The following is a 20,090-nucleotide window of genomic DNA, read 5'->3' on the forward strand; positions in this document are numbered from 1 at the left end:
TGCTGGAACCCACCTCCGGCTCGATCGAGTTCGAGGGACGTGAGATTGCCGACCTCAAGGAGAAGGCGCTCCGGCCGATGCGCCGGGACATCCAGATGATCTTCCAGGACCCCTACGGGTCGCTGAACCCGCGGTTCACCGTGCTGAAGATCATCGGTGCGCCGCTGGAGATCCATGGCATCGTGCCGAAGAACAAGATCAAGGCCCGGGTGCAGGAGCTGCTGGAGACCGTCGGGCTGAACCCCGAGCACGTCAATCGTTATCCGAACGAGTTCTCCGGCGGACAGCGCCAGCGCATCGGCATCGCCCGCGCACTGGCGGTGGAACCGAAGGTCGTCGTGGCCGACGAGCCGGTGTCCGCGCTCGACGTGTCGATCCAGGCGCAGGTCCTGAACCTCATGAGCCAGCTGCGCCGTGACCTGGGCATCGCCTTCGTCTTCATCGCGCACGACCTCGGCATCGTCCGCCACTTCTGCGACCGCATCGCCGTCATGTATCTCGGCAAGGTCGTCGAACTCGGCGACCGCGAGGACATCTACGAGAAGCCGCAACACCCCTACACCCAGGCGCTGCTGTCGGCGGCTCCTGACCTCAACGTGGTCCGGGGCGCGGTGCCGAACGAACGCATCCGGCTGATCGGCGACGTGCCCAGCCCGATCGACCCGCCGAGCGGCTGCCGGTTCCGGACCCGTTGCTGGAAGGCGCAGGAGATCTGCGCCGCCGAGGAGCCGCTGCTCGAGCCGGAGGAAGGCAAACCCGCGCACACGATCGCCTGCCACTTCCCCGAGGTGAAGCCGGACCTGGTCGTGGAGGCGGACGCTTCCTGACCGGCCGGCCCCACCGTGAGCCGGAAGTGATCGTCTGACGGCCCCGTCCCACCACCGGGTGGGACGGGGCCGTCGTCGTGTGCCGGATGCCGCCGGCCCGGCAGGTATGCCGGAGAGGGCGGTCCGGTTCGGTACGCTGGACAGCAATCATGGAAGAGCACTCATGAACGTGTCCCTGGGGGACCTGGCCGGGATGATCGCCGCACTGGCGTTCGTCGTGCTCGTGCTGCGCATGGGCGCGGTGATCGGCAAGGCCGGCAAGGTGCTGGACGAGACGCGCGCGGGGGTCCGCGAGATCACCGACGAGACCGTGCCGTTGTTGCGCGAAGTGACCGACACCGTTGCCGCGACCGGTCAGCAGGTGGCCCGGCTGGACACGATCTCCTCCAACGTCGCGACCATGACCACCAATGTGAGCGCGTTGACCTCGGTCGCGACGGCGACCGTGGGGCGTCCGCTGATCAAGCTTGCGGCCTTCTCCTACGGGGTGCGGTCCGCGGTCGAGTCGCGGCGGGTGAAGCCGTCGAACACCATGGGTGACCGCAGATGAAGTGGTGGGTCCCCGCCGTTCTGGTGGCCGCCGGCGTGGCGTTCGCCGGTCGCCGCGCGGGTCGTGAAGAGGCGACGCGGTTCCGGGCCGACGTCCGCCGCGGTATGGCGCTGCGCGAGGCGCAACTGCGCGAGGTGCTGGCAGCCGACACCCGGCTGACACTGCCGGGCGAGCGGATCGACGGCGCGCGAGCTATCGAGGGCCGGTAAGGCCCCGCCTTCGACCAGTTTGCCCAGTCCACGCTGATCGAGCAGCGACGACCGAGCGTGTCGAGGTCAAGTCCATCGGACACATGATCTCGACACGGGCTCGCCCTACTCGACCGACGTGACCCAGTCGCTCCTCGACCGACGATGTGAGACGTAAAGGAATTGATGATGGAAACCGCGGAGATCCGCCGACGCTGGCTGGACTACTTCGAACGGAACAAGCACACCGTGGTGCCTTCCGCCCCCTTGATCTACGACGACCCCAACCTGCTGTTCGTCAACGCCGGCATGGTGCCGTTCAAGCCCTACTTCCTGGGCCAGCAGACGCCGCCGTGGGACCGCGCCACCAGCGTGCAGAAGTGCGTCCGCACCGGCGACATCGAAGAGGTCGGCAAGACGTCCCGGCACGGCACGTTCTTCCAGATGAACGGCAACTTCAGCTTCGGCGACTACTTCAAGGAAGGCGCCATCCGACTGGCCTGGGGCCTGATCACCGCCTCCGTCGACGAGGGCGGTTACGGCCTGGACCCGGAGCGGATCTGGCCGACGGTCTACATCGACGACGACGAGGCGTTCGCGATCTGGCACGAGCAGATCGGCATACCCACCGACCGCATCACCCGCCGGGACGCCAACGACAACTACTGGCACATGGGTGTGCCCGGTCCCGGCGGCCCGAGCTCCGAACTGTTCTACGACCGCGGGTCCGAATACGGCCAGGACGGTGGGCCGGCGGTCGACGAGGACCGTTACATGGAGTTCTGGAACCTCGTGTTCATGCAGGAGGAGCTCTCGGCGGTCCGCAGCAAGCCGGACTTCGACGTCGCCGGTCCGTTGCCCAAGCGCAACATCGACACCGGCATGGGCCTGGAACGTATGGCGACCCTGCTGCAGGGCAAGGACAACCTCTACGAGATCGACGAGGTCTACCCGGTGCTGGCCAAGGCCGCCCAGATGACCGGCAAGGTCTACGGCGCGCACTCCGGCCACGCGGCCACCTCCAGTCACCCGGACGACGTGCACCTGCGGGTCGTCGCTGACCACGTGCGGTCCTCGCTGATGCTGATCGGCGACGGCGTCACGCCGGGCAACGAGGGGCGCGGCTACGTGCTGCGGCGCATGCTGCGCCGTGCGGTGCGTGCCATGCGGTTGCTCGGCTACGGCGACAAGGTGCTGCCGCAGTTGCTGCCCGTCAGCCTGGACCGGATGAAGGCCTCCTACCCGGAGCTGGAAACCGATTTCGGCCGGATCAGCCAGATCGCGTACGGCGAGGAGGACGCCTTCCGGCGCACGCTCGACCAGGGCACCACGATCCTGGACACCGCGGTGACCAAGGCGAAGCAGTCCTCGGCGGCGCTGGGCGGCAGCAGCACGCCGACCCTGCCCGGGTCGGAGGCGTTCGCGCTGCACGACACCTACGGCTTCCCGATCGACCTGACCCTCGAGATGGCCGCCGAGCAAGGCGTCGCCGTCGACCGTGAGGGCTTCGTCCGGTTGATGACCGAGCAGCGCGAGCGAGCCAAGGCGGACGCCAAGGCGAAGAAGAGCGGGCACGCGCACACCGAGATCTGGAAGGAACTGCGCGAGCTCGGAGCGACCGATTGGCAGGCCTATCAGGCCCTCTCGACCGAAGGCACGGTCGTCGGCCTCGTCTCGGACGGGCAACGGGTCGACGGGCTCGAGCAGGGCGCGACCGGCCAGGTCGTGCTGGACCGGACCACGTTCTACGCCGAGTCCGGCGGTCAGATCGCCGACGAGGGCTTCATCACCACCCCGACCGGCCGGTTGCGCGTGCTCGATGTCCAGCGGCCGGTCAAGGGCTTGGTCGTGCACACCGTCGAGGTGGCGACCGGTGAGGTCAAGGTCGGTGAACAGGTGGAGGCGCAGGTCGACCCCGACTGGCGCATCTCGGCCTGCCAGGCGCACTCGGGCACCCACGTGGTGCACGCGGCGCTGCGGCAGGTGCTCGGCCCGTCGGCGCTGCAGAGCGGCTCGTACAACAAGCCGGGCTACCTGCGGCTCGACTTCGCCTGGAACAGCGCGCTGTCGGCGGAGACCCGCTCGGAGATCGAGGAGGTCGCCAACCTCGCGGTGCGCCAGGACCTGCCGGTCTCCTCGCAGTACATGACATTGCCCGAAGCCCGCGAGTGGGGCGCGCTGGCACTGTTCGGCGAGACGTATGACGAGCAGGTCCGGGTCATCGAGATCGGCGGACCCTGGTCCCGCGAGCTCTGCGGTGGCACGCACGTCGCACACTCCTCGCAGGTCGGCGCCCTGACCCTCACGGGCGAGTCGTCCGTCGGCTCCGGCGTGTGCCGCGTCGAAGCGTTCGTCGGCATGGAGGCGCTGCGCTACCTGGCCAAGGAACGCGCGATCGTCGCGGAGCTCGGGCGACTGGTCAAGGCACAGCCGGGCGAGTTGCGCGAACGGGTCGAGGAACTCCTCACCCGGGTCAAGACGGCCGAGCGGGAGATCGCGACGCTGCGGCAGCAGCAGTTGCAGGCGCAGGCCGGGGAACTGCTCGCCGGCGCCTCCGACATCGGCGGTGTGCGGGTGCTGACCCACGACGGTGGCGACCTGGGTGCGGACGAGGTCCGGTCCCTGGTCACCGGGCTGCGCAGCCGTCTCGGTGACGAGCACCCCTCCGTCGTCGCGGTGACCGGAGCGGCCAAGGGCCGGCCGCTGATCGTCGTCGCTACCAATGCCGCCGCCCGGGACCGCGGCATCAGGGCCGGCGACCTGGTGCGCACGGCGGCCGGGGTGCTCGGTGGTGGCGGGGGTGGCAAGCCGGACATCGCCCAGGGCGGCGGCACCGACGCGTCGGCCGTCGGCGCGGCGCTCGAAGCGGTCGAGGGACAACTGCACAACCTCACTGGAGTCCGGTGAGGCACGGGGTCCGGATCGGCGTCGACGTGGGCAGTGTCCGCGTCGGCGTCGCCGCGTGCGACCCGGACGGCGTGCTCGCGACGCCGGTCCGGACCCTGCGGCGAGCGGGCGACGAGTCCGACATACAGGAAGTGGCCGAGTTGTCCGCCGACCGTGCCGCGATCGAGGTGGTGGTGGGTCTGCCGTTGTCCCTGGACGGGCGCGAGCACGCTGCTGCCGATGCCGCCCGCGGGTGGGCGAAGGCGTTGCGGCGTCGGGCGCCCGGGCTCGCGGTGCGGCTCGTCGACGAGCGGATGACCACCGTCGACGCGCACCGCGCCATGCAGGCCAGTGGGCTGCGGTCGAGGCAGCGGCGCGAGGTGGTCGACCAGCAGGCCGCCGTGCTGATCCTGCAGGCCGCGCTTGACGCGGAGCGCGTTTCCGGCCAACCTGCCGGAGAACTCGTCGGCGGACGCAAGCCACGGCACTCGCGCTCCCGAACCGACACGGAAAGGTCACGGTGAACACTTCTCCCGACGGGACGTCCGCGGACGATCCCGCTCCGCGCACGCGCCGTGAAGCACGCGACCGGGCCCGGCAGGCCGCCGCGGGCCAAAGCAGCGGTCCGGCGGCGCCGACCCGGTCCGCCCGCCGGCAACCGGACCCCTCCCAGGACGAGACGACCGAGTTCGTCGCGGTGTCCGTGGCGGACGACGGGTGGACCGGCTTCCACGACTGGGCCAGCGAGGACGACCACGGCGGGCCCGACCGGCACACGTCGTACGAGGAACAGCAGCGTCACCGCAGGCGCCGCGCGGGCCGCTCGTGCCTGCTGCTGGTGCTCCTCATGGTGCTGGTGCTGGCCGGCGCGGGTTACGCGGCCAGCAAGGTCGGCCGGATCAGCCTGCCGGGGATGAGCAAGGGCGTTCCGGACTACACCGGCACGGGCAGCGGTTCGGTGACCATCGTGGTCAAGGAAGGGGACACCGGGACGGCGATCGCCCAGACCTTGCTCAAGGCCGGCGTGGTCAAGTCCTCGGCGGCGTTCGTGCAGGCGGCGTCGACCAGCCGCGACTTCGGGCGGATCCAGCCGGGCCGCTACACGCTGCACGAGAAGATGAGCGCGCAGTCCGCGCTGGCCATGATGCTGGACCCCAAGAGCTTCCAAAGCACCGGCATCACGGTCCCCGAGGGCCTGTGGGCGCGTCAGATCTTCCAGTTGCTGTCCAAGCAGACCGGTGTCCCGGTCGCCGACTACCAGAAGGTCACCGCGCAGTCGATCGGCCTGCCGGCCGCCGCCACAGGACACCTCGAGGGTTACCTCTTCCCGTCGACCTACAACTTCGCCAAGGGATCCACCGCGCAGCAACAGCTGCAGACGATGGCCGACGAATGGCGCAAGAAGATCGCACCCCTGCACATCCCGCAGAACCGACTCCACGAGGTGATGGTGGTCGCGTCGCTGGTCGAGGCCGAGTCCCGGCTGGCCGAGGACGGACCGAAGGTCGCCCGGGTCATCCAGAACCGCGTGACCAAGGGCATGCCGTTGCAGCTGGACTCGACGATCCATTACGCCGAGAAGAAGCGCGGCACCATCACCACGACGGACCAGGAACGCGCCAGGAAAGGGCCGTACAACTCCTATCTCAACACCGGGCTGCCGCCCACGCCGATCAACAACCCGGGTCTGGCCGCGATCAAGGCCGCGCTGCACCCGGCGAACGGCAACTGGCTCTACTTCGTGACGGTGAACCCGGAGACGGGCAAGACCCTCTTCGCCGACACCTATGCCGAACAACAGCAGAACGAGCAGGTGTTCCACGCGTGGTGTCAGAAACATCCGGGCAAGTGCTGACCCGGCATCGCGCCGCAGTCCTGGGCAAGCCGATCGCCCACTCGATGTCACCGGTGCTGCACCGCGCCGCCTACGCAGCGCTCGGTATGACGGACTGGTCCTACGACATACGAGAGTGCGACACCGCCTCCTTGCGGGAACTCGTCTCCGGACTGGGGCCGACCTGGCGCGGCCTGTCGCTGACAATGCCGCTGAAGGAGGAGGCACTGCTGATCGCCGACAGCTCCAGCGACGTGGCGCGGCGCACCGGCGCGGTCAACACGCTGTTGCGGGACGGGCGCGGCTGGCACGGCGAGAACACCGATGTGGCCGGCATCCGTGAGGCGCTGCGGGACGCCGGCGTCCGGGCCGGCACGGTGCCGCAGGCCGTGGTCGTCGGATCCGGCGCCACCGCGCGGTCGGCGCTGGCGGCACTGGCCGAACTCGGCGTGCCGGAGGTCGTCTTCGTCGTACGCCGTGACGTGCGCGCGTCCACCCTGGCGCAGGCACGCGACCACGGGTTCCGGATCGTGACAGTAGGGGAGTCGGGCGGCCCCCGGGACGGTGCCGCGGCGGTGCTGCAGGCGCCGCTGGTGGTCAGCACGGTGCCGGCGGGTGCCGCCGACGCGCTCGCCGACGCGGTGGCGGCAGCAGCCTCCGCCGGGGCCACGATCGCCCCCGGCCAGGTCCTGCTCGACGTCGTGTATGCCGGGTGGCCCACCGCGCTCGCGGCGACGACCGCGGCATACGGTGCTCGCATCGTGCCCGGGATCGAGATGCTGATCCATCAGGGTGCGGCACAGTTCGAGTTGATGACCGGCACGCCGGCGCCGCTGGACGTCATGCAACGCGCGGGCCGCTCGGCTGCACTCAGCTGAGCCCTTCTCGCCATACGGCGCGGCATACCGGCCGTTCCGACCACATGAAAAGATCAGCGACATGCTTCGTTGGTTGACTGCAGGCGAATCGCACGGGCCGCAACTCACCGCCGTGATCGACGGCCTGCCCGCCGGGATCACCATCGGTGCCGCCGACCTCGCCGACGCGCTGGCGCGGCGCCGGCTCGGGTACGGCCGCGGCGCGCGGATGAAGTTCGAGCAGGACGAGGTCTCGTTCACCGGCGGCGTCCGGCACGGCTGCACGCTCGGCTCGCCGGTCGCGATCACCATCGCCAACACCGAATGGCCCAAGTGGCAGGCCGTCATGAGCACGGAGGCGATCCACCCGGAGGCGCTCGCGGCCGCCGCGGATGTCGGCGCATCCGGCGAGCTGGCTCGCAACCGTCCGCTCACCCGGCCGCGGCCGGGTCACGCGGATCTGGTCGGCATGCAGAAGTACGGCTTCGACGAGGCGCGTCCGGTGCTGGAACGGGCCTCCGCCCGGGAGACCGCGGCCCGCGTCGCCCTCGGCCGGGTGGCCGCGGCCTTCCTGGAGCAGGCCCTCGGCGTCCGGCTGGTGTCGCACACCGTCGCCATCGGTGGCGAAGAGGTGTCCGACGAGGCTCCGCTGCCGGGCCCGGACGACGTGGCTGCGCTGGACGCGGATCCGGTGCGCTCCCTCGACACGGACGCGTCTCGCCGGATGGTCGAGGTCATCGACGTGGCCAAGAAGGACGGTGACACCCTCGGCGGGATCGTGGAGATGCTGGCGTATGGCGTGCCGCCGGGTCTCGGGTCGCACGTGCACGGCGACCGGCGGCTGGACGCACAGCTGGCCGGCGCACTGATGGGCATCCAGGCGATCAAGGGAGTCGAGGTCGGCGACGGTTTCCGCACCGCTGCGCGCCGCGGGTCCGCCGCGCACGACGAGATCGTGCGGGAGGACGGCCGGATCCGTCGGGAGACCAACCGGGCCGGCGGCACCGAGGGCGGCATGTCGACCGGTGAGGTGCTGCGGGTCCGTGCGGCGATGAAACCGATCTCGACGGTGCCGCGGGCGCTGAAGACGGTGGACGTCGCGACCGGCGAGGAGGCCACCGCCATACATCAGCGTTCGGACGTGTGTGCCGTGCCGGCTGCCGGGGTGGTCGCCGAGGCGATGGTCGCCCTGGTGCTGGCCAAGGAGGCGCTGGAGAAGTTCGGCGGCGACAGCGTCGCCGAAGTGGCACGCAACCATGCGGCATACCTCGCTGCCATCCCGGAGTTGCAGCGATGAACGCGCCGGCAGTCGTCATCATCGGGCCGCCCGGCGCCGGCAAGAGCACCGTCGGACGACTGGTCGCCCAACAGATGGGCGCCGACTTCACCGACACCGACGAGTTGGTGGAGACCGAGCAGGGCCAAGCGATCTCGGACATCTTCGTCGAACACGGCGAGGCGCACTTCCGCGAGCTGGAGGCCGACGCGGTGGCGCGGGCGGTGACCGGCAGCGGCGTCGTCGCCGTCGGCGGGGGAGCGCCGATGACTCCGGCCACCGCCACGCTGCTGGAATCGCTGCCGGTGGTCTTCCTCGACGTCACGATCGCCGACGCTGCAGGCCGGGTCGGGTTCTCGACGGCACGCCCCCTGCTCGCGGTGAACCCACGGGCCGCCTGGACGCGGATGATGGCCCAGCGCCGGCCGACCTACGAGCGATTGGCGACCTGGGTGGTCGACACCGACGGGCGGTCGGCGCAGGAGGTCGCCGCCGAGGTGGTGGCCCTGGTGGCCGGGTCCGGTCATGAGTGAGCCCGAGGTGATCCGGGTCGCCGACGACCAGCACGGTGACTACGAGGTGATCATCGGCCACGGCGTGCTCGACCAGGTGAGCGCGCGGGTGCCCGAGGCCGCCGAGCGCGTGCTGATCGTGCACGCCCCGGTGCTGGCCGGTGCGGCCGACCGCATCGCAGCCGCCGCGACGGCCGCGGGCCGGCGACCGGTCGTGCAGGCGTTGCCGGATGCGGAGGCCGCCAAGACCGCCGACGTCGCGGTCCGTCTCTGGTCCGTGCTGGCCGAATCCGGGTTCACCCGCTCGGACGCCGTCATCGCGCTCGGTGGCGGCGCGACCACCGACCTCGGCGGCTTCGTCGCCGCGACCTGGCTGCGCGGCGTGCCGGTGGTACAGGTGCCGTCCACGGTGCTCGGCATGGTGGACGCGGCCGTCGGCGGCAAGACCGGCATCAACATCCCCGAGGGCAAGAACCTCGTCGGCTCGTTCCACCCGCCCGCCGCGGTGATCTGCGACCTCGACCTGCTGCGCACCCTGCCCGGCGAGGACCTGGTCGCCGGGCTCGCCGAGGTGATCAAGTGCGGGTTCATCGCGGACGAGCACATCCTGCGGCTCGCGGCCGACCCGGTCGCGGCCACGGACGTGTCCGGCGCCGTGCTGCCCGAGCTGATCGCCCGGGCCGTCCGGGTCAAGGCCGACGTCGTCGGCGCCGACCTGCGCGAGGCCGGGCTGCGGGAGATCCTCAACTACGGGCACACCTTCGCGCACGCCGTGGAGCAGGTCTCCGGCTTCCGCTGGCGGCACGGGGACGCCGTCGCCGTCGGCATGATGTATGTCGCCGAGCTCTCCCGCCGGGCCGGCCTGATCGACGACGCGCTGGTCGAACGGCATCGGGCCGCACTGGACCGAGTGGGACTGCCCACGTCATACGCCGTCACCGGTGACGTGGACGCACGCTGGAGGGCACTGCGTGCCGCGATGGGACGGGACAAGAAGACCCGCGGTTCGACGCTGCGCTTCGTGGCCCTCACCGCCGTCGGTGCCCCGACGCGGCTCGTCGGGCCGGACGAGAGAATGCTGCGGGAGGCGTTCGACGCCATACGGCGATGACCGCAGCGGTCAGCCGCGTGCCGGCTGCCGCTGCAGCAGCGCACGACCGCTGAGCGCCCCGAGTGCCCACTCCAGCGGCCCCGTGCCGACCAGCCGCGCCCACCACCAGCTGACCAGCAGGCACGCCGCGACGAACACGGCGGCCGGTCGCCACCCGAACGGCAACCAGGCCGGCCCGTGCCGGACCAGCAGCACGAGCAGCACGAACTGCAGTGCGTAGGTCGACAACGCGACGGTGCCGATCACGGCGACGGGGCGCAGCACGGCGCGCGACACAACGCCCAGCAGCGCGGGTGCGCCCGCCGCGGCGCACACAGCGGCGAAGACCAGCGCGCTCAGGGCGACGTCGTGGGTATTGTCCACCCATCGGCCCGGATCGGTGCTCCAGTGCAGCGCCTTGCCGACCAGCCAGCCGCACCCGGCGAGCAGGCCGAGGGCGGCGGTTGCCCGCTGGGTTCGCGCCGTGGTGTGCCCGACCCGGCCGAGGACGGCGCCCAGGAGGAAGAGCGGCAGCAATCCGGTCAGCCGGTAGTGCGAGTCACTCAGGACGTACACGCGCAACCAGTGGGCCGGCGTGCGCGATGACCATGGCCGCGATGGCGACGCCGCGGGCCGCGTCCAGACCCAGGTCACGCTGCGCCGGGCGGCTGACGGTACTCACGATGAGCGAGTATGCCGGAGGAGCCACCCGGTCGGGCCCGATGACGCCCGGTGCGGCGTAGCGTGGCGCGTGTGGAAGTCAGCGCCGTCCGAGCCGATATCACCACGGTGACCGTGGATGCCATTGTCAACGCGGCGAACTCCTCACTGATGGGTGGCGGCGGAGTCGACGGTGCGATTCACCGGGCAGGAGGCCGGGCGATCCTGGACGCCTGCCGGCAGCTGCGGGAGACGCGGTTGCCCGACGGATTGCCCACCGGGCAGGCGATCGCCACGACGGCAGGCACGCTGCCCGCGCGGTGGGTCATCCACACGGTCGGCCCGGTGTTCAGCACCCGGCAGGACCGCTCGGCGCTGCTGGCCAGTTGTTACCGGGAGTCGTTGCGGGTTGCCGACGAGTTGGGCGCCGCGACCATCGCCTTCCCGGCGGTGTCCGCGGGCATCTACGGCTGGCCGATGGATGACGCCGCGCGGATCGCGACCAGCACGGTCCGGCGGACTCGGACGAACGTGCGCGAGGTCACCTTCGCGCTGTTCTCGCCGAACGCCCTGGCGGCCTTCCGGCGGGCGCTGGAGGACGCGTGACGCGGCACACCGCCCGAAACCGTTAGACTGGGCCACTCCCGCCGCTTCGAGCGGCTGCCGCACGCCCTGATGCCGGCAGCTCGTGGCGCGGCGCGTCATACGTCCCGAGCGCCCTGAGCGCTGGTCACCGAAAGAGAAGAGCGAAACGTGGCATCCACCAACGACCTGAAGAACGGTCTGGTCCTCAAGATCGACAACCAGCTCTGGTCAGTGGTCGAGTTCCAGCACGTCAAGCCCGGCAAGGGCCCGGCGTTCGTGCGCACCAAGCTGAAGAACGTCCTGTCCGGCAAGACCGTGGACAAGACGTTCAACGCGGGCGTGAAGGTGGAGACCGCCAACGTGGACCGGTCGGACATGCAGTACCTCTACAACGACGGCACCGACTACATCTTCATGGACACCAAGACCTACGACCAGCTGCCGATCCCCGCGGACACCGTCGGCAAGGCCGCCGACTACCTGCTGGAGAACCAGGAAGCGATCGTCGCGCAGCACGACGGCACCGTCCTGTATGTCGAGCTGCCCGCATCGGTGGTGCTCGAGATCAGTCACACCGAGCCGGGCCTGCAGGGTGACCGCTCCTCCGGCGGCACCAAGCCGGCCACGCTGGAGACCGGCGCCGAGATCCAGGTGCCGCTCTTCCTGGAGCAGGGCACCAAGGTCAAGGTCGACACCCGGGACGGCTCCTACCTGGGTCGCGTCAGCTGACAATGTCTCCGACGCCGGACACCACCGCACGCCGCGGCGCACGCAGCAAGGCGCGCAAGAAGGCGCTCGACCTGCTCTTCGAGGCCGAGCAACGCGGCGTCAACGCCCGTGAGCTGGTCGATCAGCGCGTCGACGTGCCGACCACCCAGACGCCACTGCCGGTCTACACCGTGCAGATCGTGCGCGGCGTGGTCGAGCACTGGGCCGCGATCAACGACGCGCTGACGACATACAGCCCCAGCGACTGGCCGCCGGACCGGATGCCGGCCGTCGACCGGTCATTGTTGCGTGCGGCGACCTGGGAGCTGGTGTGGAGCGACGGCGTCGACGCGCCGGTCGTGATCTCCGAGGCGGTCAAGCTCGCCCAGGAGCTGTCCACCGACAGCTCACCGAAGTTCGTCAACGGCCTGCTCGACAAGATCGCCGCCGTGCGCCAGTCACTGGTCTGACCGCGCCGGCGGCGGGTCGGGGCCGACCGCCGTCCCCCTGGTTCGGCGAGGAAGTCGCGACAGTAGCGAGACATTTGCCGGTTCCTGCTTGGTTCGACGAGGAAGTCGCGACAGTAGCGAGACATTTGCCGGTTCCTGCTTGGTTCGGCGAGGAAGTCGCGACAGTAGCGGTTTCGGTGCGGCGGCGGGTCGGGGCCGACCGGAGGGCCGAAGCGCGGACGTGATGCAGGCCACATCAGGGGCAGCGGTACCCTTGCCCCGTTCGACATCCTTTAACGATTCCGTCCCGTGAGGCGGCGAAGGAGGTCCCGACGCATGGAGCGTCCTGACTCTGGTTCATCCCTGGCCGAGGCCGGTCCGCCCGGCCGCATCGTGCTCACCGCACCCGACATCTCCCGCGCACTGCGGCGCATCGCGCACGAGATCGTGGAGCACAACAAGGGCGTGCACGATCTGGTGGTCCTCGGCATCCCGACCCGCGGTGAGGCGTTGGCAGCTCGGATCGTCGCCCTGTTGCGCGAGATCGAGGGCGCGGAGGTGCCCGTCGGCTCACTCGACGTGACGATGTACCGCGACGACCTGCGCAGCCAGCCGACCCGCGCGGTCGGCGCCACGACCGTGCCCGACGGCGGGGTTGACGGCAAGGTCGTCGTCCTGGTCGACGACGTGCTCTACTCCGGCCGCACGGTGCGCGCCGCGCTGGACGCGCTCGGCGACCTCGGCCGGCCGCAGGCGGTGCGGCTGGCGGTCCTGGTGGACCGAGGCCACCGGGAGCTGCCGATCCGAGCCGATCACGTCGGCAAGAATCTCCCGACTGCGCGGTCCGAGCGGGTCAGTGTCCGGCTGGCCGACCCGGACGGTGTCGAGGAAGTACGCATCGCAGAGGGGCCGGCATGAAGCACCTGCTGTCCGCGGCGGACCTCACCCGCGAGGACGCCGCCCAGATCCTGACGACCGCCGCCCAGATGCACGACGTGCAGCAACGCGAAGTCAAGAAGCTGCCGGTGCTGCGCGGCCGCACCGTGGTCAACCTGTTCTTCGAGGACTCCACCCGCACGCGCTCGTCGTTCGAGATCGCCGGGAAGTGGCTGTCCGCCGACGTCATCAACGTGTCCGCCAAGGGCTCCTCGGTGAGCAAGGGCGAATCGTTGCGCGACACCGTCATGACGGTCGCCGCCATGGGTGTCGACGCTCTCGTCATACGCCACCACGCGAGTGGGGCGCCGCAGCAGGTGACCGACTGGGTCGACGCCGCGGTCGTCAACGCCGGCGACGGCACGCACGAGCACCCGACGCAGGCGCTGCTGGACGCCTACACCATGCAGACCCGGCTCGGTGATCTCGCCGGCAAGCGGATCGGCATCATCGGCGACCTCACGCACTCCCGGGTCGTGCGCAGCAACCTGATCCTGTTGCGCACCCTGGGCGCCGAGGTCACCCTGGTCGCCCCGCCGACGCTGATGCCCAGCGGCATCGCGGAGTGGGCTGCTGCCGAAGGGTTCTCGTACACCTACGACTTCGATGAGGTGCTGCCGAAACTGGACGCGGCGATGATGCTGCGGGTCCAGAAAGAACGTATGACGGGCGGGTTCTTCCCGACGCCGCGCGAATACACGGTCGGCTACGGGCTGACCCGCGACCGACTGCGCGCCCTGCCGGACCATGCCGTGATCTGTCACCCCGGCCCGATGAACCGCGGCCTCGAGATCACTGCGGATGCCGCCGACGAAGCCCGCTCGCTCATCCTCGACCAGGTCTCGGCCGGTGTCGCGGTGCGGATGAGCGTGCTCTACCACTTGCTAGGAGGGGCGGAATGACGACATACCTGATCAAGGGCGCCGATCTGCTGGGTACCGGCCGCCAGGACCTGCTGGTGCGCGACGGCGTGATCGCCGAGGTCGGCACCGTCGACGCGGGCGACGCCACGGTCCTCGACGCGGACGGACTGATCGCCCTGCCGGGCCTGGTCGACATGCACACCCACCTGCGCGAGCCCGGCCGCGAAGATGCCGAAACGGTGGCCAGCGGGTCGGCAGCTGCCGCCGCGGCCGGTTTCACCGCCGTGCTGGCGATGGCCAACACCACTCCGGTGACGGACACCGCCGAGGCGGCGGAGCGAGTGCTCGACCTGGGCCGCTCGTGCGGGCTGGTCGACGTGCAACCCATCGGCGCGGTGTCCAAAGGCCTTGCGGGACAAGAGCTCGCCGAGCTCGGCCTGATGGCGCGCAGCCGCGCAGCCGTGCGGGTCTTCTCCGACGACGGCAAGTGTGTGCACGACGCGCGGCTGATGCGCCGGGCGCTGGAATACGTCAAGGCGTTCGGCGGCGTGGTCTCACAGCACGCCCAGGAGCCGCGCCTGGCCGATGCGAACGCGTGTTGCCACGAGGGCGAACTCTCCGGGCGCCTCGGCCTGCCGGGCTGGCCCGGTGTCGCCGAGGAGGTCATCGTCGCTCGCGACGTGATGCTCGCCCGCCATACCGGCTCGCGGGTGCACATCGCACACGTCTCGACCGCCGGCTCGGTGGAGGTGATCCGCTGGGCCAAGGCCCAGGGCATCGCGGTGACCGCGGAGGTCACGCCGCACCACCTGATGCTGGACACGACGCGGCTCAGCGACTACGACCCGACCTTCAAGGTCAATCCGCCGCTGCGGCCGACCGAGGACATCGCCGAACTCCGTAAAGCGTTGGCCGACGGCACGATCGATGCGGTCGCCACCGACCACGCACCCCATGCCCGGCACGACAAGGAGCACGCGTTCGCCGAGGCGGCATTCGGGATGCTGGGCCTGGAGCAGGCACTGCAGGTCGTCAACACGGTGATGGTGCAGCCCGGGCTGATGAGCTGGCAGCAGGTCGGCACCGTGATGTCCACCGCGCCCGCACACATCGCCGGACTCGACGGCCACGGCCGGCCGCTCGCCGCGGGCGAACCGGCCAACATCACCCTCATCGACCCCACTCCCGCTGTGGAGATCGACCGCGCCGACTCCCGCTCGCTGTCGCGCAACAACCCGTGGCACCAGATGACGCTCACCGGCCGGGTGCAGGCCACCTTCCTGCGTGGCCGACCGACCCTACTCGACCAGGAGGAAGCCCCACAAAGTTTTCCGCTCCTTCGTCGCTCCAATACTTTGAGGGGACCCCAGAAGTGACCATGAACCAGACTCATCCAATCGATCCGCTGACCGGGCGTGGCCGCGCGATCCTCGTGCTCGAGGACGGCACTTCGTTCGACGGCCTGGCCTACGGCGCGATCGGCGAGACCTTCGGCGAGGCCGTGTTCTCGACCGGCATGACCGGCTACCAGGAGACCCTCACCGACCCCAGCTACCACCGTCAGGTGGTCGTGATGACGGCACCGCACGTGGGCAACACCGGTGTCAACGACGAGGACTCGGAGTCCAAGCGCATCTGGGTCAGCGGCTACGTCGTCCGTGACCCCGCACTGCGCCCCTCCAACTGGCGAGCACAACGCACCCTCGAGGACGAGCTGTCCGAGCAGGGCGTGGTCGGCATCTGCGACATCGACACGCGCGCCCTGACCCGCCACCTGCGCGAGGCCGGCGCCATGCGGGTCGGCATCTTCTCCCGCACCGACGAGCCGGCCGAGATCCTCGCCCAGCGGGTCCGCGAGCAGCCGCAGATGAGCGGCGCCGAGCTGGCCTCTGAGGTCAGCACGGCCGAGCCGTATGTCGTGCCGGCACAGGGGGAGCAGCGCTTCACCGTCGCCGCCGTCGACCTGGGGATCAAGGCGATGACGCCGCAGCGGCTCGCCGAGCGCGGCATCGAGGTCCACGTTCTGCCCGCGGACAGCACCTTCGAGCAGATCCGGGCCGTCCAGCCCGACGGTGTGTTCTTCTCCAACGGACCGGGTGATCCGGCGACCGCACCGCAGGTCGACGTCCTGCGGCAAGTCCTCGCGGCGCGGATCCCCTTCTTCGGCATCTGTTTCGGCAACCAGCTGCTCGGCCGGGCGCTCGGCTTCGGCACCTACAAGCTGAAGTACGGCCACCGCGGCATCAACCAGCCGGTGCTCGACCGCACGACCGACAAGGTGGAGGTCACCGCACACAACCACGGGTTCGCGGTCGACGCGCCGCGCGACGGTGAGCCGGTCCAGGCACCCGCCGGTGAGCAGTACGGCCGGGTGCGCGTGTCGCACATCTGCCTGAACGACGACGTGGTCGAAGGGCTGGAGTGCCTTGATATTCCCGCCTTCTCGGTCCAATACCACCCCGAGGCGGCCGCGGGGCCGCACGACGCGGCATACCTCTTCGACCGGTTCGTCGAGCAGCTCGCACAGCACACGACCGACGCTACGAAGGAGAACAACTGATGCCGAAGCGGGACGACATCAAGAGCGTGCTGGTCATCGGGTCCGGGCCGATCGTGATCGGCCAGGCCTGCGAGTTCGACTACTCAGGCACCCAGGCCTGCCGGGTGCTGCGCGAGGAGGGCCTGCGGGTCATCCTGGTCAACTCCAACCCGGCCACGATCATGACCGACCCCGAGTTCGCCGACGCCACCTACGTGGAGCCGATCACGCCGGAGGTCGTGGAGACGATCATCGCCAAGGAGCGCCCGGACGCCGTGCTGGCCACGCTGGGCGGCCAGACCGCGCTGAACACCGCCATCGCACTGCACGACGCGGGAGTGCTCGAGAAGTACGACTGCCCGCTGATCGGCGCGAGCGTCGAAGCGATCCAGCTGGGGGAGGACCGCGAGCGGTTCAAGGGAGTCGTCGAACGCTGCGGTGCCGAGTCCGCCAAGTCCATCATCTGCCACACGATGGACGAATGCCTCGCTGCCGCAGACGAACTCGGCTACCCGATGGTCGTGCGACCGTCGTTCACCATGGGCGGTCTCGGCTCCGGCTTCGCGTACGATGAGACCGACCTGCGCCGCATCGCCGGCGCCGGTCTGCACGCCAGCCCCACCACCGAGGTGCTCCTGGAGGAGTCGATCCTGGGCTGGAAGGAGTACGAGCTGGAGGTCATGCGGGACCGCGCGGACAACGTGGTGGTCGTGTGCTCGATCGAGAACGTCGATCCGGTCGGCGTGCACACCGGCGACTCGATCACGGTGGCGCCGGCGCTGACCCTCACCGACCGCGAATACCAGAAGATGCGGGACGTCGGCATCGCGGTCATCCGCGAGGTCGGCGTGGAGACCGGCGGCTGCAACATCCAGTTCGCGATCGACCCGACGGACGGTCGGATGATCGTCATCGAGATGAACCCGCGCGTGTCGCGCTCCTCCGCCCTGGCCTCCAAAGCGACCGGATTCCCGATCGCGAAGATCGCCGCAAAGATGGCGATCGGCTACACGCTCGACGAGGTGCCCAACGACATCACCCGCGAGACCCCGGCCAGCTTCGAGCCCACGCTGGACTACGTCGTGGTCAAGGTGCCGCGGTTCGCCTTCGAGAAGTTCCCGGCCGCCGACCCGACGCTGACCACGACCATGAAGTCGGTCGGCGAGGCGATGGCGATCGGTCGCAACTTCACCGAGGCGCTGCAGAAGGCGTTGCGGTCGCTCGAGCGCAGCGGCGCGACGTTCCACTGGGACCCGGACAACGCACCGAGCCGCGAGATGGGCCGGGCGCTGCTGGAGCAGGCCGGCACCCCGACCGACGGACGGATCGTGCTGGTGCAGCAGGCTCTTCGCGCCGGACTCAGTGTCGAGGAGGTCTTCGAGGGCACCAAGATCGACCCGTGGTTCCTCGACCAGATCGAGCTGATCAACCGGGTGGCCGGCATCATCGCCGATGCCGACCAGTTGACGCCCGAACTGCTCAAGCTGGCCAAGCGGCACGGCTTCTCCGACGCGCAGATCGCGCAGCTGACCCGGATGCCGGAGGCCGTGGTCCGCGGCCTGCGCTACGCCCTCGGCGTGCGCCCGGTCTACAAGACGGTCGACACCTGCGCGGCCGAATTCGCCGCGCAGACGCCGTACTACTACTCCAGTTACGACCAGGAGACGGAGGTGGAGCCGCGCGAGCGGCCCGCCGTGATCATCCTGGGGTCGGGCCCCAACCGCATAGGTCAGGGTGTGGAGTTCGACTACTCCTGTGTGCACGCGTCGTTCGCGTTGCAGGACAAGGGGTTCGACACGATCATGGTCAACTGCAACCCGGAGACCGTGTCGACCGACTACGACACCTCCACGCGGCTCTACTTCGAACCGCTGACGCTGGAGGACGTGCTCGAGGTCTACCACGCCGAGCAGCAGGCCGGTCCGGTCGCCGGTGTCATCGTGCAGCTGGGCGGACAGACCCCGCTCGGCCTGGCTCAGTCCCTCAAGGACGCCGGCGTGCCCATCGTCGGAACCTCGCCGGAGGCGATCGACCTGGCGGAGGACCGCGGCGCGTTCGGTCGCGTGCTGGCGGAGGCGGGACTGCCGTCGCCGAAGCACGGCACGGCATACAGCGTGGACGAGGCGCTCGCGGTCGCCCGCGAGATCGGCTATCCGGTGCTCGTCCGTCCGTCGTACGTCCTGGGCGGTCGCGGCATGGAGATCGTGTATGACGACGAGACCCTCACCGACTACGTGACCCGCGCGACGACCGCGTCCCACGAGCACCCGGTGCTGGTCGACCGCTTCCTCGACGACGCGGTCGAGATCGACGTCGACGCCCTCTTCGACGGCAGCGACATGTACCTCGGCGGCATCATGGAGCACATCGAGGAGGCCGGCATCCACTCCGGCGACTCCGCGTGCACGCTGCCGCCGGTGACCCTCGGTGCCGAGGAGATCGAGCGGGTCCGCACCTCCACCCGGGCGCTGGCCGAGGGCGTCGGCGTACGCGGCCTGATCAATGTGCAGTTCGCCCTGGCACACGACACGCTCTATGTGCTGGAGGCCAATCCGCGCGCCAGCCGCACGGTTCCGTTCGTGGCCAAGTCGACCGGCGTGCCGTTGTCGAAAGCGGCCGCTCGCGTCATGCTGGGCGAGTCGATCCAGCAGTTGCGCGACGACGGTCTGCTGCCGCCGCACGGGGACGGCGGGATGTTGCCGGCCGACTCCGCCATCGCCGTCAAGGAGGCGGTCCTGCCGTTCAAGCGGTTCCGCACCCGCGAGGGCGACGTCGTCGACAGCCTGCTCGGCCCGGAGATGCGCTCCACCGGCGAGGTCATGGGCTTCGACGACGACTTCGGCGCGGCTTTCGCCAAGAGCCAGTTGAGCTCGATCACCGGGCTGCCGCGCGAGGGTTCGGTCTTCGTCTCGGTTGCCAACCGTGACAAGCGGGCGATGATCTTCCCGGTGAAGCGGCTGGCCGACCTCGGGTTCCACATCCTGGCCACCACCGGCACGGCAGATGTGCTGCGGCGCAACGGAATCACCGCCGAGGTGGTGCGCAAGCACAGCGACGGCACCGGCGAGCACGGGGAGCCCACGATCGTCGACCGGATCCTGGACGGTGACGTGGCGATGGTGGTCAACACACCGTCCGGGCAGGGTGCTCGCGAGGACGGCTACGCGATCCGCGCGGCGACCACCAGCATGGACCGGCCGATCATCACCACGGTGCAGCAGTTGGCCGCGGCGGTGCAGGGCATCGAGGCGCAACTCGCCGGACCGTTCAAGGTCAAGCCGTTGCAGGATCACGCACGCGACCTCGACCTCTACGGGCGGGTCTGAGGAG

Annotated in this window: 20 protein-coding genes; 18 read left to right on the forward strand and 2 right to left on the reverse strand. The window is 69.9% G+C overall.

Annotated elements, in window-relative coordinates:
- The 10 genes from ACTHL4_RS02270 to aroB all read left to right on the forward strand — a co-directional run.
- Positions 1 to 827: ABC transporter ATP-binding protein (locus tag ACTHL4_RS02270; RefSeq protein WP_440281111.1), on the forward strand; the 827-nt coding region annotated here is incomplete at its 5' end.
- A 169-nt stretch (positions 828 to 996) separates the two neighbouring features.
- Complete coding sequence (locus ACTHL4_RS02275) at positions 997 to 1,377, forward strand: DUF948 domain-containing protein (RefSeq protein ID WP_440281167.1); 381 nt, start codon at positions 997 to 999, stop codon at positions 1,375 to 1,377.
- On the forward strand, positions 1,374 to 1,586 hold the full coding sequence (locus ACTHL4_RS02280; protein WP_440281112.1) for a hypothetical protein: 213 nt from the start codon (positions 1,374 to 1,376) through the stop codon (positions 1,584 to 1,586). Before ACTHL4_RS02275 ends, ACTHL4_RS02280 begins: the two co-directional genes overlap by 4 nt.
- A gap of 168 nt (positions 1,587 to 1,754) precedes the next feature.
- Positions 1,755 to 4,472, forward strand: a complete 2,718-nt coding sequence (alaS, locus tag ACTHL4_RS02285; protein ID WP_440281113.1) for an alanine--tRNA ligase — start codon at positions 1,755 to 1,757, stop codon at positions 4,470 to 4,472.
- Positions 4,469 to 4,975 (forward strand): Holliday junction resolvase RuvX, encoded by a 507-nt coding sequence (gene ruvX, locus ACTHL4_RS02290; protein WP_440281114.1) that lies wholly within the window; start codon positions 4,469 to 4,471, stop codon positions 4,973 to 4,975. Before alaS ends, ruvX begins: the two co-directional genes overlap by 4 nt.
- Positions 4,972 to 6,306 carry an endolytic transglycosylase MltG gene (gene mltG / locus ACTHL4_RS02295; protein WP_440281115.1) on the forward strand — a complete coding sequence of 445 codons (1,335 nt, stop codon included), beginning with the start codon at positions 4,972 to 4,974 and terminating at the stop codon, positions 6,304 to 6,306. The genes ruvX and mltG overlap by 4 nt, the downstream gene beginning before the upstream one ends.
- A complete protein-coding gene (locus ACTHL4_RS02300) occupies positions 6,276 to 7,163 on the forward strand; it encodes a shikimate dehydrogenase (RefSeq protein ID WP_440281116.1) in 888 nt (295 codons plus the stop codon). Before mltG ends, ACTHL4_RS02300 begins: the two co-directional genes overlap by 31 nt.
- 61 nt (positions 7,164 to 7,224) lie before the next feature.
- Positions 7,225 to 8,439, forward strand: a complete 1,215-nt coding sequence (aroC, locus tag ACTHL4_RS02305; protein WP_440281117.1) for a chorismate synthase — start codon at positions 7,225 to 7,227, stop codon at positions 8,437 to 8,439.
- Positions 8,436 to 8,951: a shikimate kinase gene (locus tag ACTHL4_RS02310; RefSeq protein ID WP_440281118.1), complete on the forward strand. Its 516-nt coding sequence runs from the start codon at positions 8,436 to 8,438 to the stop codon at positions 8,949 to 8,951. The genes aroC and ACTHL4_RS02310 overlap by 4 nt, the downstream gene beginning before the upstream one ends.
- Complete coding sequence (aroB, locus tag ACTHL4_RS02315) at positions 8,944 to 10,041, forward strand: 3-dehydroquinate synthase (protein ID WP_440281119.1); 1,098 nt, start codon at positions 8,944 to 8,946, stop codon at positions 10,039 to 10,041. The genes ACTHL4_RS02310 and aroB overlap by 8 nt, the downstream gene beginning before the upstream one ends.
- Before the next feature lie 9 nt (positions 10,042 to 10,050).
- Here aroB and ACTHL4_RS02320 read toward each other — a convergent pair whose 3' ends face one another.
- Positions 10,051 to 10,596 carry a DUF418 domain-containing protein gene (locus ACTHL4_RS02320; protein WP_440281120.1) on the reverse strand — a complete coding sequence of 182 codons (546 nt, stop codon included), beginning with the start codon at positions 10,594 to 10,596 and terminating at the stop codon, positions 10,051 to 10,053.
- On the reverse strand, positions 10,580 to 10,702 hold the full coding sequence (locus ACTHL4_RS02325) for a hypothetical protein (protein ID WP_440281121.1): 123 nt from the start codon (positions 10,700 to 10,702) through the stop codon (positions 10,580 to 10,582). Before ACTHL4_RS02325 ends, ACTHL4_RS02320 begins: the two co-directional genes overlap by 17 nt.
- A gap of 71 nt (positions 10,703 to 10,773) precedes the next feature.
- Between ACTHL4_RS02325 and ACTHL4_RS02330 the strand changes: the two genes are divergently transcribed.
- The 8 genes from ACTHL4_RS02330 (at position 10,774) to carB (ending at position 20,086) form a co-directional block, all read left to right on the forward strand.
- Positions 10,774 to 11,286 (forward strand): O-acetyl-ADP-ribose deacetylase, encoded by a 513-nt coding sequence (locus tag ACTHL4_RS02330; RefSeq protein ID WP_440281122.1) that lies wholly within the window; start codon positions 10,774 to 10,776, stop codon positions 11,284 to 11,286.
- Between the two features lie 147 nt (positions 11,287 to 11,433).
- Entirely contained in the window at positions 11,434 to 11,994 is a 561-nt protein-coding gene (gene efp / locus ACTHL4_RS02335) for an elongation factor P (RefSeq protein WP_440281123.1), read from the forward strand.
- Positions 11,995 to 11,996: 2 nt separating this feature from the next.
- The gene (nusB, locus tag ACTHL4_RS02340; RefSeq protein WP_440281124.1) at positions 11,997 to 12,443 is read left to right on the forward strand and encodes a transcription antitermination factor NusB; all 447 of its coding nucleotides are present in this window, start codon (positions 11,997 to 11,999) and stop codon (positions 12,441 to 12,443) included.
- A gap of 315 nt (positions 12,444 to 12,758) precedes the next feature.
- The gene (pyrR, locus tag ACTHL4_RS02345; protein ID WP_440281125.1) at positions 12,759 to 13,340 is read left to right on the forward strand and encodes a bifunctional pyr operon transcriptional regulator/uracil phosphoribosyltransferase PyrR; all 582 of its coding nucleotides are present in this window, start codon (positions 12,759 to 12,761) and stop codon (positions 13,338 to 13,340) included.
- Positions 13,337 to 14,260 carry an aspartate carbamoyltransferase catalytic subunit gene (locus ACTHL4_RS02350; RefSeq protein ID WP_440281126.1) on the forward strand — a complete coding sequence of 308 codons (924 nt, stop codon included), beginning with the start codon at positions 13,337 to 13,339 and terminating at the stop codon, positions 14,258 to 14,260. The genes pyrR and ACTHL4_RS02350 overlap by 4 nt, the downstream gene beginning before the upstream one ends.
- Entirely contained in the window at positions 14,257 to 15,597 is a 1,341-nt protein-coding gene (locus tag ACTHL4_RS02355; protein WP_440281127.1) for a dihydroorotase, read from the forward strand. The genes ACTHL4_RS02350 and ACTHL4_RS02355 overlap by 4 nt, the downstream gene beginning before the upstream one ends.
- 2 nt (positions 15,598 to 15,599) lie before the next feature.
- A complete protein-coding gene (gene carA, locus ACTHL4_RS02360) occupies positions 15,600 to 16,781 on the forward strand; it encodes a glutamine-hydrolyzing carbamoyl-phosphate synthase small subunit (RefSeq protein WP_440281128.1) in 1,182 nt (393 codons plus the stop codon).
- Positions 16,781 to 20,086, forward strand: a complete 3,306-nt coding sequence (gene carB, locus ACTHL4_RS02365; RefSeq protein WP_440281129.1) for a carbamoyl-phosphate synthase large subunit — start codon at positions 16,781 to 16,783, stop codon at positions 20,084 to 20,086. The genes carA and carB overlap by 1 nt, the downstream gene beginning before the upstream one ends.
- Positions 20,087 to 20,090 lie beyond the last annotated feature (4 nt).

The organism is Flexivirga sp., from assembly GCF_051955415.1.
Taxonomy (GTDB): Bacteria; Actinomycetota; Actinomycetes; order Actinomycetales; family Dermatophilaceae; genus Flexivirga.

Coding starts and splice junctions, on each gene's coding strand:
- ACTHL4_RS02310 (WP_440281118.1), top strand. CDS start 8,436: ATGAACGCGCCGGCAGTCGTCATCATCGGGCCGCCCGGCGCCGGCAAG.
- ACTHL4_RS02355 (WP_440281127.1), top strand. CDS start 14,257: ATGACGACATACCTGATCAAGGGCGCCGATCTGCTGGGTACCGGCCGC.
- carA (WP_440281128.1), top strand. CDS start 15,600: ATGAACCAGACTCATCCAATCGATCCGCTGACCGGGCGTGGCCGCGCG.
- alaS (WP_440281113.1), top strand. CDS start 1,755: ATGGAAACCGCGGAGATCCGCCGACGCTGGCTGGACTACTTCGAACGG.
- nusB (WP_440281124.1), top strand. CDS start 11,997: ATGTCTCCGACGCCGGACACCACCGCACGCCGCGGCGCACGCAGCAAG.
- ACTHL4_RS02280 (WP_440281112.1), top strand. CDS start 1,374: ATGAAGTGGTGGGTCCCCGCCGTTCTGGTGGCCGCCGGCGTGGCGTTC.
- pyrR (WP_440281125.1), top strand. CDS start 12,759: ATGGAGCGTCCTGACTCTGGTTCATCCCTGGCCGAGGCCGGTCCGCCC.
- aroB (WP_440281119.1), top strand. CDS start 8,944: ATGAGTGAGCCCGAGGTGATCCGGGTCGCCGACGACCAGCACGGTGAC.
- ACTHL4_RS02350 (WP_440281126.1), top strand. CDS start 13,337: ATGAAGCACCTGCTGTCCGCGGCGGACCTCACCCGCGAGGACGCCGCC.
- carB (WP_440281129.1), top strand. CDS start 16,781: ATGCCGAAGCGGGACGACATCAAGAGCGTGCTGGTCATCGGGTCCGGG.
- aroC (WP_440281117.1), top strand. CDS start 7,225: ATGCTTCGTTGGTTGACTGCAGGCGAATCGCACGGGCCGCAACTCACC.